This window comes from Siminovitchia terrae (assembly GCF_003605405.2).
GTDB lineage: Bacteria > Bacillota > Bacilli > Bacillales > Bacillaceae_C > Siminovitchia > Siminovitchia terrae.
The window spans coordinates 91,296-108,415 of sequence record NZ_QYTW02000017.1; the positions used below are offsets into that span (position 1 = coordinate 91,296).

Genomic DNA, 17,120 nt, shown 5'->3' on the forward strand with positions numbered 1-17,120 from the left:
TCCATATAATAAAAACATTAAAAAAAGCTGTCTCCCAATTTTTTAAATTCGGGCTTTTGCTGCTTTCTTTTATGATGTTCTTGACTGGGTTCTTTGAGACCGGTATATTCTTGAAGGAGTTGTTTCGCTTTACTTAGCGACATGCGAGTTTTTGGATTGCGGGAATGTTGATCAAGATGGCCTAAATGAGGTAGTTCTTCAAAATCTTCCTTTGTAGGCGGAATATGGAATGTATAATCTCCACATTTTACTAACACATCCGACTGTTGCTGGCTGAATCTCGGGTTTCTTGAGAAATGAAGTCCGGTTTTAGTCGCTTTTTCTTCCTTGATCATCTTTTCAAGTGCTTGTTTCTTCAAACTGTACAGGAATTTCGGATTAATGGCAGTTTTAGCGTGTCGGTTCACTGTGAATATAGCCTGTGATAAGTTCGCAATTGTCGGTTTTAATGAAGCTGTTTTTCTGATATCCGGATCCACAAATAGGCTCTCCTTTCCTTAATTGATTGAAATTTACATATAATTATATCATCATGACAGGGCAAAGAAAAGACACGCCCTATTCAAAGAAAAAAACAATTGAATTTTCACTTGAAAACAAAGCATCCCAGGTGTATATTAACTGTGTCAGTGAAAGGAAAATTGATAAGAATTAATTGACATATAGCAATCTTGCAAGGAAGGAGATGCAGAAATGAGAAAAAACAAAGATTATGAAGCTGTTTTCCTGCCTTCAAAGTCAGGTGTCATCAAAATTTATATTTATGGTTTCAAACCCTATGGTTCATGGGGAGAAGTTCATACAAGCATGAACGGCGTTTCTGTCAGCGTTAGGGGATACAACCGGAAGAAAACAATTATCAGATCTCTGAAGAAGTTGAATGAGTCATTGTTGAACATAAAGGAAGATCAGTAATGGCGTATTTTTAATAAAAAAGTCTCAGGGTGATTTAAATGCGGGCGTCCCTGGGAATTAGTCGAAGGCAGGGTGACCCTGTCTAATTTTTTGCGCAAATCTGGCCTCTTCGTAAATAAAAAAACGATTTGCATTGTCCGAGGGGCTTCTTTTATAATAAGTTTGTCTTCCCAAAGAAAGGGGTTAAAACATGTCACAATTATTAGGTATTATTCAAAGACTGCAAACGATGCAAAATATGGTGGGGCAAGAAGACGTTCCGCAAAGACAATTTGAAGTGAATGAAAAAGTCATCTGTCAGGTGAAATATTTTTCAGGCTCAGGAACATTTGAAGTGGAAGAATACGATAAGGATAATAATAAGCGGACATATCAATTTGATGACATTGATGCTGCAGCAATAGAGATATTCGATATTGTTCAAGAAGAAAAAGCATACCGTTAAAACAGTTTTACCTTCCGCTTGTTCCTTGAAGCGGAAGCCTTTTCACCTTTAAGCGCTTTGCTTTATGTTATGAAGTAATTTTTCATCTAACTGATTTGTTTCCCTTTTCTAAATTTATGGTAAAATGATATTAGAATGATTTTGCAAAGAGATGAGGGAGTTTAAAGATGATTTCCTTAAAAAGTCAGGCATTTACAGAGTCAAAGATTAGTGACTACATGATTCCGTCTGAAAAAGTGGCCCATGTGCAAATAGGAAATAATTTAGAGCATGCTTTGCTTGTTTTGACAAAGAGTGGCTATTCTGCTATTCCGGTGCTTGATGCCCGTTTTAAATTACACGGTTTAATCAGCTCTGCAATCATTACAGAATCAATTCTTGGATTGGAAAGGATTGAATTCGAAAAGCTTAGTGATAAAAAGGTTGAGGACGTCATGGCAGTGAATATTCCGATCGTTAAGCTCCATGATCATTTTAAAAAAGCAGTTGGTCTGTTGATCGATCACCCTTTTTTATGTGTTCTTGACGAAGAGGGATACTTTGAAGGCATTGTTACAAGAAGAGCCCTTTTAAAAGAGCTGAAGTTGCAACTTTAATGTAAAAATGTTTGAAAAAAGGCTCCCTTTTATTGGGGGCCCAATTTTTTTGTTTTATGATTCTGTACAGTGTTCCAAGAGGTAAGGAGGGGAATCATGAAGGGATCTGTTTTACATAATTATTCTCTTGCTTCACAACCAAAAATGAACCGAATATGGGCTGCTGTTATCCTCGGTTCTTTAACTGCTTTTGGGCCGCTTTCGGTCGATATGTATCTGCCGGGTCTACCAGACCTCGCAGCTGGGTTTAACACACAGGCTTCTTCTGCTCAACTGACTCTCACATCCTTTTTGATAGGGATGGCTGTGGGGCAACTGGTTGTCGGACCGATGAGCGATGCTAGGGGGAGAAAAGGGCCTTTGGTGGTAGGCTTAGTTATTTTTGCGATATCCTCTTTGCTTTGCATGGCCATGCCGAGCATTTGGGGATTGGTTGCCATGAGATTTATCCAGGGAGCTTCCGCTGCAGCAGGGATTGTCATTGCCAGAGCGGTGGCTAGGGATCTGTATTCGGGGGTTGAGCTTACAAAGTTCTTTGCTTTATTGATGCTCGTCAATGGTGCTGCGCCTATCGCAGCTCCCGTAGCGGGAGGACAGCTGCTATCCATCATGCCGTGGCAGGGGATTTTCGGTGTTCTTACTTTTATTGGGGCCATCATGGTGGTTTCTGTTCTTTGGGGTCTTCCTGAAACACTGCCTGCAACCAAACGATCTGAAGGCGGCATTGGAAATATGCTTAAGACTTTTTCATTCCTTCTAAAGGATAAAGTATTTATGGGCTATTGCCTGGCGCAGGGATTTGTCATGGCCGCAATGTTTGTTTACATAGCTGGCTCTCCGTTTTTATTGCAGGAACATTTTAATTTATCTCCACAGGCTTTCAGCCTCTTTTTCGCTATGAACGGTGCTGGAATCATTGCGGCCGCACAAATAACCGGCAGGCTGGCAGGAAGGGTAGATGAGAAAAAGCTGTTGGCGGGTGGTCTGTACCTGGCTTTTCTCAGCAGTGTGATTCTTTTTCTGATGCTGTGGTTAAATGTTGGCTTGATTTTTGTGATGATCCCGCTTTTCTTTTCAGTTTCGACTGTCGGAATAGTCGGCACAACATCGTTTTCCCTTGCCATGAATGATAAAGAGAAAACCGCTGGCAGTGCTGCTGCTTTGCACGGACTTATGCCGCATGTATTCGGAGCTGCTGCAGCCCCGCTTGCCGGTCTGGGAAACGTAGTGCCAATGGGCATTATTATGGCCGCCTGCCATGCATTTGCCCTATTCTTTTATTACTTTCTATGCAGGAACAAGTAGGGAATGGCTAAAGTTAAAAAGGAGATGGAAAAATGGTGCAGATGGCTAAGAGCATTCCAAACCGTACGAAACGTCCGTTTGTCCTAGCTGCTGTTATGCTGGTAATGTTCATCGGGGCTGTTGAAGCAACCATTGTTGCCACTGCCATGCCAGCCATCATCGGAGATCTTGGGGGGTTCGCGCATTACAGCTGGGTTTTTTCGGCATATTTATTAATGAATACCATTACGGTTCTTATTTATGGGAAATTATCTGATTTATATGGAAGAAAGCCAATTTTAACAATAGGGGTCGGTATTTTTCTTATTGGTTCATTTTTATGTGGCTTGGCGGACTCGATGGAACAGCTCATAATCTTCAGGCTCATTCAAGGCATCGGAGCCGGGGCTGTTATGCCGATTGCAACGACAATTGTGGGAGATATTTATACAGGAGAGGAACGTGCCCATGTTCAAGGATATCTATCAAGCGTTTGGGGGATTTCTGCAATCATGGGACCGGCAGTAGGTGGGCTTCTTGTAGAATACATAAGCTGGAGATGGGTCTTCTGGGTAAGTATTCCGTTAGGTCTTCTATCTATTATCGGCGTTTGGCTCTTTTTGCATGAGACGATTGAGAAAAAGAAGCCGGAGATCGACTATGTCGGTGCCAGTCTTCTGACGGTGGCTATTTCATCCCTCATGATTATTTTAGTGGAAGGGGGCGTACGATTTTCTTGGTTCTCGCCTCAGGTAATAACACTTGTAATCATTGCTGTTTCTGCATTCCTATTGTTTATTTTACAAGAAAAAAGAGCAACAGAGCCTATGGTTCCACTTGAGATTTGGAAGCTACGCCCCATATTGATTGCCAATCTCGTCTCTTTTACAACAGGCTTGATGCTGATAGGAATATCTAGCTTTTTGCCTGCATATGTACAAGGGGTGATGGAGAAAAGTGCTACAATTGCGGGTTTTGCATTGACGGCGATGTCCATCGGCTGGCCATTGGCATCAACTGCTGCCGGCAAGTTGATTATAAAAATCGGTTATCGATCCACTTCCTTTATTGGCGGCATTTTTCTTGTTGTTGGTGGTGGGCTGTTCGTTACGATTGTACCCTCAGCTGGCCCGATAGGGGCTGCTCTTTCTTCATTTTGTGTAGGAGTTGGAATGGGGCTTACAAGCACTTCATTTATTGTACTTATCCAAGGGTCGGTTGATTGGAAACAACGCGGTATCACGACTGCAACCAATATGTTTATGAGAAACTTGGGAAATACTGTAGGTGCGGCTTTGCTTGGAGGAATACTTAACGGCCAGATTCTCCGTTATTTTGCGGAACATGGAGGCAAAACAGGGCAAAACCTCACGCTGGATTCCACGAATATGCTGCTAACCGAGGAACAACGGGCTGGATTGAGCGAATCGGTCAAAATCCTATTACAGGAGGGACTATCACATTCATTACATTCCGTTTATATAGCTGTGCTTATGTTCGGTATCATCAGTTTCTTTTTGGTACTCCTCCTTCCGAAAAAAAATAAAGCTGTTGCTTAAGCCTTGATAAATAATTTTACTGTAGGCTGATTAAAATGAAACACCAAGTGAAATATCGGTGAAATACTTTAAATTAAGAGGTTTTTTTATGTCCAACACAGATCTGCGTTTCCTAACCGTTCTTGCAGAAGAAATGAATATGCGAAAGGCTGCGGAAAAACTTTTTGTTTCTCAGCCGGCATTGTCCCAGCGGCTTCAAAATATAGAAAAGCAATGGGGAACAAAATTATTTATCCGATCACAGAAAGGTCTGATTCTTACTCAGTCTGGAGAGATTGTTGTTAAATTTGCGAAAGAAATGTTGGAGAAGGAAGAAAGGGTAGTAGAAGAAATCCAGTCCCTTGAAACGCATATCCATGGCACGTTAAAAATAGCCTGCGCTTCGATTGTTGGCCAAAATTGGCTACCCAAAGTCCTGAAGAAATTTGTGAATTTGTATCCCAATGCAAAAATTTCACTTATAACTGGATGGAGCAGTGAAATTTTAAAGGCGCTATACGGTGGGGATGTACATATTGGCATTATCAGGGGAGCGGCAGATTGGAAAAGTTCTAAATATCATTTATTTGAGGACAGCCTCTACCTTGTGGACAAGGAAATCAGGAATATCGAAGAAGTACTACAGACTGATCGTCCGTTTATCCAATTTAAAAGCGATTCAAATTACTATCAGGAGATTCAGGATTGGTGGTACCGCCAATTTCAAACGGCACCAAAGAGAACTATCGTTGTGGACCAGATTGAGACTTGCAAACAGATGGCATACAATGGTATCGGTTATGCTATCCTGCCAGCCATCACACTGAATGGTGCAGACAAAGATATGTATCAAATTCCTCTCCTAGATGAAAAGGGGATGCCCATCAAACGTGATAACTGGCTGCTCGGTTACGACTCTGCTTTTGAATTGAGGCAGGTTCAAGCGTTTCTAGAAGTAGTCCGTGAATTCAATGAGGATCATAAGGTTATTGACTAAATTGCCGTCATCTTTGGTAAGGCTGTTTTTAACTTGATTCAGCAGAAGTCTTCCACTTCTATGAGTGGTGAGATGAATGCCTATTGGTATTCCATTCAATGGGGGTTCAAACCCCGGCTGAATAAAGTTAAAGCCTCCGGCGGATGCCATAGATTTTCAGAGGAAATTTATCGAGCGAAGCTCGATAAAATCTGGGCGCAAATACACCAAGGCTCATTTGATATGAAAACCAATTCTCGCACGTTATACGGAGCATTTCATTTTGTTGTCGATATAAGTCATGGTAGACTTAAAGTAAGTGGAATATTTATCCGTTTATGTGGGATACATAAAGAAGATGTAAAAGGCCAAGTGTATTAATTAGTAATAATTTTTTATTTAAATTTATTATAATTAATGTTGACTTGCCTGCTAGCTTATCCTATAATTGTTATTGTGATAAGGTTGTTCAATGAGAAAACATATATAATTTTCTCATTTAAATATTAATTTATTTACGGAGGGATTTTACAGTGGCAGAACGTATGGTAGGAAAACAAGCACCACGCTTTGAAATGGAAGCAGTATTGTCAAACAAAGAATTTGGTAAAGTAAGCCTTGAAGAAAACATGAAAAACGACAAATGGACAGTTCTATTCTTCTATCCAATGGACTTCACATTTGTTTGTCCAACTGAGATTACGGCACTTTCCGATCGTTATGACGAGTTCGAAGACTTGGATGCAGAAGTAATCGGAGTATCCACTGATACAATCCATACTCACTTGGCTTGGATCAACACTGATCGTAAAGACAACGGTCTTGGCGATTTGAAATACCCGCTTGCTGCGGACACGAATCATGTTGTCTCCCGTGAATACGGAGTACTTATCGAAGAAGAAGGTATTGCACTTCGCGGATTGTACATCATCAACCCAGAGGGTGAATTAATGTACTCTGTTGTGAACCACAACAACATTGGCCGTGACGTTGATGAAACTCTTCGTGTACTTCAAGCTTTGCAAACAGGTGGACTGTGTCCTGCAAACTGGAGACCTGGACAAGCGACATTAAACGTTTAATAAAATAGAAAAACGAAGGCCGTCTGCTTATTGGCAACCTAGCTGATGGGGGCCTTCGTTGGACATTAAACTGGACAGGCACTATTCGTGTCTGTCTTTCACATATCAATGCCTAAAACTTTTCGGAAGAGAGGGATTGCTTTATGAAATTGCGTGAACCTATGCCTGAACTCGAAGGTGCAGTCGAATGGCTTAACGGACAGGTTACAAAGGAAGATTTGATCGGTGAGAAGCCCTCATTAATCCACTATTGGTCCATTAGCTGTCACCTTTGCAAAGAAGCTATGCCTCAGGTTAACGAATTCCGTGATGCATATAAAGATAAGTTGAATGTTGTTGCTGTCCATATGCCAAGATCGGAAAATGACCTCGATATTGACGAGATCAAAAAAGTCGCAGATGAACATGATATTACACAACCAATCTTTGTCGATAGCCAGTTAAAACTGGCAGATGCTTTCCAAAATGAATACGTTCCTGCTTATTACGTATTTGATAAAGATGGACAACTGAGACATTTCCAAGCCGGAGGCGGCGGAATGAAAATGCTTGAAAAACGGGTGAACCGTGTTTTGGGCGAGCTGGAGAAAAAAGAATAAACAGGGGATAGGGCGCTTTTTATGGAAGGCGTCTCTTTTTTTAAAAAAAATAGAGCTAGGAAGCAATGTCGCTGGCTCTATTTTGGGAAACATTCTGATCCGACAATGCGTTCAGGATGTGTGTAAATATTTAATTGGTTTTTTCTGGCAAATCCTATCGCGGTAATACCGAGATCATGTGCTAAGTCGATCCCAAGAGTCGTTGGGGCCGATTTTGATATTAGTATGCCTACTCCGATTTTGGCTACTTTCAATACGACTTCGGATGAAATTCTCCCACTGAAAACGATCACTTTATCTTTTAAGGAAATTTTCTTATTGAGACAATGACCGAATATCTTATCCAATGCATTGTGGCGGCCAATATCAGAATAACTAAAAAGCAGCTCATTCTTAGTGCATAAAGCAGCGTTGTGGACACCGCCTGTAAGTTGGAACTCTTCAGAGTTTTCCTGCATTTTAGTCATTAATTCCAGGCATTGCTCGGCCGAAATTTTTTGCCTCGACATGATCGTTTTGGCCGTTTTGGCATCATTATAGAAGTAAAACTGCCGGCTTTTTCCACAGCAGGATCCGATCATTCGTTTCGAGTAAAACTCTTTGCTGATCACTTGCTTCATTTTCAACTCAACATACGCAAATCCCTGATGATCGTCTATATCAAGAGAAGAGATGTCCTCCATATTTCTGATCATCCCTTCAGATGCCAAAAATCCGATAACGAGCTCTTGCAAATTTGTAGGGGAGCAAACGATTGTAGCAAACTCTTCATTGTCAATAAAGATTGTAAGTGGATATTCCACGGCGGCTTGATCCTCTATTTTTGTAAGTGATTGACCATTGTATCGCAATACCTGTAGACGACCCCTGACCATAGGCTTCATACGATCACCCTCTTAGTTAATTTCTTGTTATATTGAAATGATAAAATATCTAAGTTGTGAATAACTTATTTTTCACTAAAGCTGTGTCCGGCTTCGACGTACAGGAAGTACTAGTGCAAGCGAAGCGACAGGATTGCATCTCCAGATAATATTTCTAGGCAATGTACGCGTCCGCTTTTTCGACTTATATTCTGGAATCCCCACGCTTTTTTGGCAATACGTTTTTCTTATTTTGTATGCGAAAATATTGTCTCCCCATGTATCGGTAACCTGGGTTCAATTGATTATAAACGACAATAGCCTCACCTTCCAATATTCCAAGTTTTTGGGATAGATGGAATATGTCATATCTGATTTCTGTTTTTCGGATCAGTCTGTATAAGATAAATAGAAGCTGGCGCTTTTGCCCTAAAAAAACCACCGTAAAATCCTGAAAAGGGATCTTGCGGTGGTTAGTCTTTAACAGGTGCGCTGCCAAGTGCCAACTCATGTTCCTTTTATTTTATATTGAGTTTTTCTTCTAAGTTCTGGTCGAAGATAAATATCGACATTCCCAAGTCTTTTTCGATGTCAATATCAACAAAAAGGTCAATGAACTTTGCACCTAGTAATTCTTCCATTTCAACAGGATGGTTTTTGCGATACATGTCTTTAACCATCTCTGTTCTCGCAGCACGAACCACCTGTTTGCCATCATCGGCACTTGCAATAAATTTCTCAACCGGTGACAAATTGCCCTTCATCTCACAAATCGCCCAATTTTTACAAAAAGTCGTCTTTATATACCCCGGACCTTTGCCCATATGGCGTTTGCGGAAAGACCTTACTAAGTTGCTGAATTCTGCCTCATAATTTCTCATCATCCAATAACCTCTTGTCCTGGTGCTTACCATTATTCTATCATGTTTCCAAAATATCTCAATATCTGTTATTTGGTTGCGTTTAGTTGGTTGTAAGGTCATTTCGCCTGCTTTGGGTAGATTTTTCCCTTTTAAGTTTATTAAGGTCAAGTCGAATAATAATTGATACGATTAAAGCGATAACAAAAAAAGCTGCAAAAAATAACAGGCTGTTTCCGTAGCTTCCTGTTACATCTTTAATTCTAGCTGCAAACAAGGGACCTGCCAGGCCAGCAGCGGACCATGCTGTTAATACATAACCGTGAATGGCTCCAAGCTGCTTTGTTCCAAATATATCTCCGATGTAAGCGGGAATACAGGAGAATCCTCCGCCGTAGCAGGTCAGAATGACGGCAAGCATAATCTGAAACAAAATTGATACATTTGTGAATGGCAGAAGAGTGAATAAAACGATTTGGATAATAAAGAAAACCGTATATGTGTTTGGACGGCCGATATAGTCGGAGGCACTTGCCCAGCCTATCCGTCCGAGGCCGTTAAAAATCCCGAGCACTCCTACCAATGCCGCTGCTTCGATGGAGGAAAGGCCGATGCTTTCCTGTGCTAGTGGGCTGGCTGCAGATAAAATGGCAATACCGCAGGTGACATTGATAAACAGCATGATCCACAAATAATAAAAACGAGGTGTTTTTACTGCCTCATTAGCTGTAAGCTGAGAAAGGTCCGTGGATACTTTTCCGGACTCCATTTTTTCCTTGAAACCTTTAGGCATCCATCCCTCCGGCGGCTTTGCAAGATATAGGGAAGATGATGTCATGATAATAAAATAAACGGCCCCCAAGATAAAGAAAGTATTGGCGATGCCTACAGATTTAATAAGAACGTCCATAATCGGGCTGCTAATGGCTGCTGCAAAGCCGAATCCCATAATCGCCATTCCTGTAGCCATTCCTCTTCTATCGGGGAACCATTTGACCAGAGTAGAAACTGGGGCAATGTATCCGACACCAAGGCCAATTCCCCCAATGACGCCATAGCATATGTAAAGTAAAGGCAATGAACCCAGCTTTACTGCAAACCCTGTACAAAAAACTCCAACTCCAAAAAATAACGAAGAGAGAAGGCCTGCTTTACGTGGACCATGTTTTTCAACAAAGTGCCCCAAAAAGGCTGCAGAAAGCCCCAAGAACAAAATCGCCAAGCTGAAGGTCAACTGCACCTGGCTTGCTGTCCAATTGAATTCTTTCATCAGGGGATTTGTAAAGTTGCTCCAGGCATAGACTGATCCGATTGAAATATGTATGCCAACTGCGGAAGCAACAATCAGCCACCTATTTTTCAGTTTCTCCATTTTTTCCTCCTTCATGAGATAGCTGCTACCGTATATGAAACCGCTAGCAAATAATGAAATATCAAAAGTTTGAGGTAATGAGTATTTATTGGGGTTAAAAAACCATAAAGATTAGTCCGCCAAACAAAAAACCACCGCGAAAGAAGGCCTATCCAAAGATAAGCGGTTTGCGGTGGTTAGTCTTTAACAGGTTCGCTGTCAAGTGCCAACCGTGGACATTATGTACAACACTCAACTTCTACAATAAATTTGATATTTCGATATATATGTTAACATATTTGTCACATTTTTAATAGAGAAAAAGGTTGGAGAATTCACAATTTTTTCAGGGCCACTGAGACTATTCAAAAAATGCGGAATGATCTTTTCATGACGGGGTAATTGCATGAAAAATACTCATTCTTGAGGAGTATGAAAAGAGAAATCTTTTCTTCATTCATATTGAAAGGCTTAGCAGGAAAGGATAAATGCTTAAGTGGTGAATAGCTACTTATCATTTAATATTCTCACCTAGTCGCACAAGGACCTAGGCAAATTAGCTTTTTTGAGAATCGTCTTTTGCTCACGTTAATGTATTTCCGGCTTAGATTAACTTCATTCAGCAGAAGTCTCCCACTTCTGTAAGTGGTGAGATGAATGCCTATTGGTATTCCATTCAGCAGGGGTTCAAACCCCGGCTGAATAAAGTTAAAGCCTCCGGCGGATGCCACAGATTTTATCGAGCGGAGCTCGATAAAATCTGGGCGCAAATACGCCAAGGCGCATTTGATGGCGCTTACGATTTTGTTGTGGAATGGACGTTAACGCATTTCGTATATGAAAATGGTATAATGGGCATTAATTTATAGGTTAAATTCCGAAGGAAGGTAGATTATATGTCGAGACTAGAAGCTGGAACGGTTGTTCAATTATTTGAGGCGCGTGAGGTGCCGTTTGGATACTTTTTGACTGATGGGGAGGAGGACGTCTTGCTTCATCATACGGAAGTTCCGGATAACTTCGATCCACAAGAGGAACAGACCGTCTTTTTATATCAAGATCACGAAGGTAGGTTGGCGGCTACTTTAACAATTCCTGAAGTAAGGAAAGGGCATTTTGGTTGGGTGGAAGTGGTGGAAGTCAAAGAGAACTTGGGTGTTTTTATACATATTGGTTTAAAGAAAGATATCCTTGTTTCAAAAGATGATTTGCCTGAACTGTTCCGGCTATGGCCTGCAAAGGGAGACAAGCTTTATTGTAGCTTGAAAACAGATAAGAAAAATAGGCTCTTTGGAAAGCTTGCTGTCGAGGACGATATTCGCAGACTCGCAAAGTTTGCCGATAAAAATTTATTTAATAAAAACGTAAAGGGAACAGTTTACCGACTTCTGTTAGAGGGATCAAACATCATAACTGAAGAAGGGTATCTTGGTTTTATCCATCATTCGGAAAGAACGAGGGAGCCTCGTCTCGGTCAATTGGTCGAAGGAAGAGTGATTGGGGTCAAAGAGGATGGATCAATCAACTTATCACTCCTTCCGAGGGCACACGAGGCTATTGATGAAGATGCAGAGCGAATTTACAGCTATCTGATCAGCCGCGGTGGAAATATGCCATACGGGGATAAATCTCAATCGGAAGATATAAAAGGACGTTTTCAAATGAGTAAAGGCTCCTTTAAACGTGCTTTGGGCAAGCTGATGAAAGAGAGGAAGGTTGTCCAAAAGGATGGGTGGACCCACTTGGCTGATCATGAAAAAGAATAGGTGCCTGAATCTTGAACCAGTTCGTTTTTGGAGTAGGGGTTAATCCGACGTTGAAGCGTCGGATTTTTTATCGTTTAACTTTATTCAGCAGAAGTCTCCCACTTTTTGTAAGTGGAGAGATGAATGCCTATTGGTATTCCATTCAAAGTTAAAGCCTCGGGGGGATGCACAGATTTTCAGAGGGAATTTATCGAACGGAGCTCGATAAATTCTGGGCGCAAATACGCCAAGGCGCATTTGATTCAAGTATCTTTGTTGTTCGGTCTCTAGTCTGAGAGAAAAACACGGCTTAAGGTCGTTTGGTGTTCGCATTTAATTCTTTAAGATAAAGACAACAGATAGGAAAGGGGAGATCAAAATGAAAAATGTGCTTGTTTTTACACTAGCTGTCATTTTGGCCATCATTGCTATTGCAAGCCTAGGAAATATTGTGGGGATGGCGATATGTCTGATCATCGTTTACTTTTCGCTGAAACAGTTTTTAAAAACCCACTCTACTTGGCAAAAAATTGCTTGGGGGATCCTTGGAATAGTCGGGTTGACTGGCTTACTGGGAAATTTACCAGCATTGGCAGGAATAGCAGCCATTTATGTTCTTTATGTGGGATATAAAAATTGGAAAAAAGAAAAGGCAGAAGAAATTGAAGTAGAACAAGATCCATTCGTAAATTTTGAACGCCAGTGGAAGGACCTTGAAAAAGGCCGTACAAAAATTTAAAACAAGGGAGACTGACAAAAAATGAACACTTTATTTGAAAAAATCAAACAAGCTATAAAAGATGATTTCTACGAAGTTGCCGAAACACAGAAAAAGACAAATCCAATTTCTCTGTTAAATCAATATTTACGTGAAAGTGAAAGAGAAGTGAAAAAAGCATCGAAGCTAATCGAAAGGCAGAAGCTCTTGAGGGACGAATTCTACAAAGAGTGGCAAGAGATAGAGAAGATGGCTGAAAAGAGAAAAGAGCAGGGGGAAATTGCCCTAAAAGCAGGAGCAGAGGATTTATCGGAGATCGCATTGCGCGAACAGGCACAATACGAGGAACGTGCTGATCGATTGAAAAATGTCTATGACAATTCAGTGCATCAATTGGAAGAGCTGGAGCAAAAGTACCGTGAAATGAAGCTGAAGTTAAAAGATATGCATATGAAACGATTGGAGCTTATGGGGCAGGAAAACGTAGTCTTAATGAAAAACAAAATGAACAGAGTACTGAAAGATACCGAGTTTGGAACTCCCGCTGAGAATATGGAGAACATTGGAAAATTATTCGAACGGGAGGAAAAGAAAGCGAATGATGAATATGAAATAAGCATTTTTGATGCACGTATTCAGCAACTGGCAAAAGATTTAAACAAACAAGATAGTGGAGATTTAAGAGATAACTCATGATAGAATAGAAGTGACCAATTTACCGATGAGGAGGGACACCATTGAAAAACTTCAGCAGAAACAGCAAAATTGGTTGGGCCATGCTGTTTGCAGGGATTGGAATGGCGCTGGAGCTTCTGCTCAATTGGAGGCTTTATGTCCCTCTCCTTATAGGGTGCTTCATTATATATTATTGGAAAAGCCACCAAGGTAGAGATTCGAAGAAACTATACCTAATCATCGGAGTTTCACTTGTTTTGATCCCTATCATTTCCACGGCTGTTTTTAAAATTTTCATTATGGCAGCAGCCGTTTATGCACTTATCCAATATTCAAAAACAAAAAAACAGGCAAAGAAAATTGTAATAGAAACAATTCCACCCAATCAAGAAACAAAAGTTAACAGGAAAATGCCTTATATTAAAAATATGTTTTCCGGAACTCAAAAGGTTGTCAATGAAATATTTGAATGGGACGATATTAATATACAGTGCGGATTTGGAAATACGATCATAGACATGGGTATGACCATGCTTCCCCCGGGAGAAAGCGTTGTTCTCATACGCGGTTTCATTGGCAATATTCAGCTTATTGTGCCTATCGATGCCTCCGTAACCATAAATCACTCTGCGATCAGTGGTAAATTGAATATATTCAACCAGAAGGAAGAACTGTTAAATTCCAATGTTATTTACTATACAGACGGAGATGACGAAACAGCATCTCGGAGAATAAAAATTGTTACAAGTGTTGTATTCGGAGATGTTGAGGTGAGACGCACATGAAAATGGCCAGAACATTGTCATTTTATTTTGCGTCTCTGGCCCTCTTCGTTTTTATGTTTGTACTTTTGATGTTTCTATTTACTGTTGATACAGACTGGTATCCGCTATTGATGCAAAAAAAATATTTGCTTGTTCCAAATGTCTTTTTCATACTTGCTGTATGTTTATTGGTGGGTTCAATCGCCGGTTACATAGTCGGGATTTCCATTGACAAAAAAGTAGAAAAGATTGAATGGAGTCTTTTGGAGCTGGAAGGGGGAAATTATGACCGGGTAAGCATTCCGCCTGCAAAAAATGATAATTTCCCTTCAATCTGGCAAGGGATTGAAAATATACGAGCCCGGCTAAAGGAGCAAACGTTGCTATATCAAAAATTCACCAACGAACGGGTGAAATGGAACAGGGAATTAAAAGAAGAGGTTCTCACAAAAGAGAGAAATCGATTGGCAAGGGAGCTTCATGATTCTGTCAGCCAACAGCTTTTTGCTGCCACGATGCTTTTGTCAGCTATCAACCAAAGTCCTGATCCCACAAGTGAGGCTACTGCAAAACAACGGGTTTTGGTTGAAGAAGTCATTAATGAAGCTCAATCTGAGATGAGGGCTTTGCTTCTTCATCTCAGGCCGATTCAGTTGGAAGGGAAAAGCCTGAAAGTTGGCATGCAGGAACTCTTGTCCGAATTAACGGCCAAATTGCCTTTAAAGGTAACGTGGAATTTACAGGATGTTCAGTTGGAAAAGGGAATTGAGGATCATTTATTTCGTATACTACAAGAAGCAGTTTCAAACACATTAAGACATGCAAAAGCCAAAACATTGGAAGTCCATATGATGGAAGTGGACCAATTCGTATTTTTAAAGGTGATTGATGACGGTAAAGGCTTCAACATCGGCGATCAAAAAGCCGGTTCCTATGGCATAACAAACATGCGGGAAAGGGCATCAGAGATTGGAGGAAATATCAAGATAGTCAGCCTGCCGGGAAGGGGAACAAGTATTGAAGTGAAAATACCTCTGCCAAATCAGGAGGGAGGATAAGAAATGATCAAAGTTTTGTTAGTGGATGATCATGAAATGGTCCGAATTGGTGTATCAGCTTATTTATCTGTTCAAGAAGATTTAGAAGTGATCGGGGAAGCGGGGGATGGAAAACAAGGTGTTGACCTTGCTCTTTCGCTGCGCCCGGATATCATCTTAATGGATTTAGTTATGGAAGGCATGAACGGAATTGATGCCACAAAAGCGATTCTGGAGGAATGGCCTGAGGCGAAAGTGTTAATTGTAACAAGCTTTTTGGATGATGAAAAAGTATACCCGGCACTAGAGGCAGGAGCTACAGGGTATATGTTAAAAACATCTAAGGCTAGTGATATCGCAGATGCTGTCAGATCCGCCTATAAAGGTCAGAAAGTCTTGGAGCCCGAGGTTACGGATAAAATGATGAAAAAGCTACATCATAGAGCAAAGCGTTCCCTCCATGAAGATTTAACGAACCGGGAAACGGAAATTCTCGCATTAATGACTGAGGGCAAAGCAAACAAAGAAATAGCGGATGAGCTTTTCATCACATTGAAGACGGTTAAAACACACGTCAGTAATATTTTGAGCAAATTGGAAGTGCAGGATCGGACACAGGCTGTCATATATGCATTTAAAAATGGATTAATCAGAAAGTGAATTCGTCTTTCATAGATGAATTTACTTTTTTTATGATGCAAATGTACTCCACTGATATGAAGGTAATGCCGGGAGTGTTTATGACTTCCAAATATGCTAAAATGGCAACATAGCAAGAGTGGAGGAATGAAAGTTGAAAAAAGAATTTGCGGTTATTGGCCTTGGACGCTTCGGTGGGAGCATTGTCCGTTCTCTGACAGAGCAGGGAATGGAAGTGATGGCTATCGATATCAATGAAGACCGTGTGAATGAATTTGCTTCTACAGCAACACAGGCAGTCATTGCCGACACGACAGACGAAAACGTTTTGAAAAGCTTAGGTATACGAAATTTTGACCATGTCATTGTTGCCATTGGGGATAATATCCAATCCAGTATTCTGACAACCCTCATTCTGAAGGAATTGGGTGTTAAACACATAACCGTTAAAGCGCAAAACGATTACCATGAAAAAGTGCTTCGGAAGATTGGTGCAGACCATGTTGTTCACCCTGAACGTGATATGGGAAGGCGGATTGCGCACTATATTGTTTCCACCAATGTTCTCGATTATCTTGAATTGTCAGAGGAATACAGTATCGTCGAGGTAATGGTTAATGACTTATTGGCAGGGTATACGCTAGTGGAATTGGATATAAGGGCTAAATATGGGTTGAATATTGTAGCCATTAAAAGAGGGAAAGAAATTATTGTTTCACCGTTGGCAAATGCTCCGCTTCAGCTCAATGACATATTAATCATCATAGGGGCTGATACTGACATTAACCGTTTTGAAAAGAAGGTATTGGTTGAATAAGGGAAGCGGGACATGGCTCTGCAGACTTGGTCAGTCTCGGACAAGATGAACTATCGCAGAGAATGTGGATAGCCGTTTTCCTAACAAAATCAAGTTGGACAGCCAAAATGGGCCATTTAACTTCATTCAGCAGAAGTCTCCGACTTCTGCAAGTGGTGAGATGAATGCATGTTGGTATTCCATTCAGCGGGGGTTCAAACCCCGGCTGAATAAAGT

At 40.9% G+C, this 17,120-nt stretch carries 22 protein-coding genes; 18 read left to right on the top strand and 4 right to left on the bottom strand.

Annotated elements, in window-relative coordinates:
- Positions 1-17 precede the first annotated feature (17 nt).
- Positions 18-479, bottom strand: coding sequence for a YkyB family protein (locus D5F11_RS16075; RefSeq protein ID WP_120117149.1), 462 nt, complete (start codon positions 477-479; stop codon positions 18-20).
- A 214-nt stretch (positions 480-693) separates the two neighbouring features.
- On the opposite strand from D5F11_RS16075, the gene D5F11_RS16080 reads away from it, so the two are divergent.
- The 9 genes from D5F11_RS16080 (at position 694) to D5F11_RS16120 (ending at position 7,435) form a co-directional block, all read left to right on the top strand.
- Positions 694-915, top strand: coding sequence for a hypothetical protein (locus D5F11_RS16080; RefSeq protein WP_120117150.1), 222 nt, complete (start codon positions 694-696; stop codon positions 913-915).
- A gap of 190 nt (positions 916-1,105) precedes the next feature.
- The gene (locus D5F11_RS16085) at positions 1,106-1,360 is read left to right on the top strand and encodes a DUF1797 family protein (RefSeq protein ID WP_120117151.1); all 255 of its coding nucleotides are present in this window, start codon (positions 1,106-1,108) and stop codon (positions 1,358-1,360) included.
- 167 nt (positions 1,361-1,527) lie between these two features.
- Positions 1,528-1,956 (top strand): cyclic-di-AMP-binding protein CbpB, encoded by a 429-nt coding sequence (gene cbpB, locus D5F11_RS16090; RefSeq protein ID WP_120117152.1) that lies wholly within the window; start codon positions 1,528-1,530, stop codon positions 1,954-1,956.
- Positions 1,957-2,052: 96 nt separating this feature from the next.
- Entirely contained in the window at positions 2,053-3,261 is a 1,209-nt protein-coding gene (locus tag D5F11_RS16095; RefSeq protein WP_120117153.1) for a multidrug effflux MFS transporter, read from the top strand.
- A 32-nt stretch (positions 3,262-3,293) separates the two neighbouring features.
- Complete coding sequence (locus D5F11_RS16100; RefSeq protein ID WP_120117154.1) at positions 3,294-4,799, top strand: MDR family MFS transporter; 1,506 nt, start codon at positions 3,294-3,296, stop codon at positions 4,797-4,799.
- Between the two features lie 88 nt (positions 4,800-4,887).
- A complete protein-coding gene (locus D5F11_RS16105; protein ID WP_120117155.1) occupies positions 4,888-5,775 on the top strand; it encodes a transcriptional regulator CcpC in 888 nt (295 codons plus the stop codon).
- A 72-nt stretch (positions 5,776-5,847) separates the two neighbouring features.
- Positions 5,848-6,135, top strand: a complete 288-nt coding sequence (locus D5F11_RS16110) for a hypothetical protein (RefSeq protein ID WP_126646616.1) — start codon at positions 5,848-5,850, stop codon at positions 6,133-6,135.
- 152 nt (positions 6,136-6,287) lie between these two features.
- Entirely contained in the window at positions 6,288-6,836 is a 549-nt protein-coding gene (locus tag D5F11_RS16115; RefSeq protein ID WP_120117157.1) for a peroxiredoxin, read from the top strand.
- A 143-nt stretch (positions 6,837-6,979) separates the two neighbouring features.
- On the top strand, positions 6,980-7,435 hold the full coding sequence (locus D5F11_RS16120; RefSeq protein WP_120117158.1) for a TlpA family protein disulfide reductase: 456 nt from the start codon (positions 6,980-6,982) through the stop codon (positions 7,433-7,435).
- A gap of 77 nt (positions 7,436-7,512) precedes the next feature.
- On the opposite strand, the gene fdhD is transcribed toward D5F11_RS16120, so the two are convergent.
- The 3 genes from fdhD to D5F11_RS16135 form a co-directional block, all read right to left on the bottom strand.
- Positions 7,513-8,319 carry a formate dehydrogenase accessory sulfurtransferase FdhD gene (fdhD, locus tag D5F11_RS16125; RefSeq protein ID WP_120117159.1) on the bottom strand — a complete coding sequence of 269 codons (807 nt, stop codon included), beginning with the start codon at positions 8,317-8,319 and terminating at the stop codon, positions 7,513-7,515.
- 497 nt (positions 8,320-8,816) lie between these two features.
- On the bottom strand, positions 8,817-9,179 hold the full coding sequence (locus tag D5F11_RS16130) for a Na-translocating system protein MpsC family protein (RefSeq protein ID WP_120117172.1): 363 nt from the start codon (positions 9,177-9,179) through the stop codon (positions 8,817-8,819).
- An 82-nt stretch (positions 9,180-9,261) separates the two neighbouring features.
- A complete protein-coding gene (locus D5F11_RS16135) occupies positions 9,262-10,530 on the bottom strand; it encodes an L-lactate MFS transporter (protein WP_120117161.1) in 1,269 nt (422 codons plus the stop codon).
- A 632-nt stretch (positions 10,531-11,162) separates the two neighbouring features.
- Here D5F11_RS16135 and D5F11_RS16140 point away from each other — a divergent pair.
- From D5F11_RS16140 to D5F11_RS16175, 9 genes are all read left to right on the top strand, one after another.
- A complete protein-coding gene (locus tag D5F11_RS16140) occupies positions 11,163-11,378 on the top strand; it encodes a hypothetical protein (protein ID WP_120117162.1) in 216 nt (71 codons plus the stop codon).
- Between the two features lie 27 nt (positions 11,379-11,405).
- Positions 11,406-12,275, top strand: a complete 870-nt coding sequence (locus D5F11_RS16145; RefSeq protein WP_120117163.1) for a CvfB family protein — start codon at positions 11,406-11,408, stop codon at positions 12,273-12,275.
- Between the two features lie 11 nt (positions 12,276-12,286).
- Complete coding sequence (locus D5F11_RS26630) at positions 12,287-12,427, top strand: hypothetical protein (protein ID WP_185830742.1); 141 nt, start codon at positions 12,287-12,289, stop codon at positions 12,425-12,427.
- Positions 12,428-12,633: 206 nt separating this feature from the next.
- On the top strand, positions 12,634-12,993 hold the full coding sequence (locus D5F11_RS16150; protein ID WP_120117164.1) for a lmo0954 family membrane protein: 360 nt from the start codon (positions 12,634-12,636) through the stop codon (positions 12,991-12,993).
- A 21-nt stretch (positions 12,994-13,014) separates the two neighbouring features.
- Entirely contained in the window at positions 13,015-13,668 is a 654-nt protein-coding gene (locus D5F11_RS16155; protein ID WP_120117165.1) for a PspA/IM30 family protein, read from the top strand.
- Positions 13,669-13,709: 41 nt separating this feature from the next.
- Complete coding sequence (gene liaF, locus D5F11_RS16160; RefSeq protein WP_120117166.1) at positions 13,710-14,432, top strand: cell wall-active antibiotics response protein LiaF; 723 nt, start codon at positions 13,710-13,712, stop codon at positions 14,430-14,432.
- Positions 14,429-15,469, top strand: a complete 1,041-nt coding sequence (locus tag D5F11_RS16165) for a sensor histidine kinase (protein WP_120117167.1) — start codon at positions 14,429-14,431, stop codon at positions 15,467-15,469. The genes liaF and D5F11_RS16165 overlap by 4 nt, the downstream gene beginning before the upstream one ends.
- 3 nt (positions 15,470-15,472) lie before the next feature.
- A complete protein-coding gene (locus D5F11_RS16170; protein ID WP_120117168.1) occupies positions 15,473-16,108 on the top strand; it encodes a response regulator in 636 nt (211 codons plus the stop codon).
- Positions 16,109-16,241: 133 nt separating this feature from the next.
- The gene (locus D5F11_RS16175) at positions 16,242-16,904 is read left to right on the top strand and encodes a potassium channel family protein (protein ID WP_120117169.1); all 663 of its coding nucleotides are present in this window, start codon (positions 16,242-16,244) and stop codon (positions 16,902-16,904) included.
- The last annotated feature ends 216 nt before the right edge of the window (positions 16,905-17,120 follow it).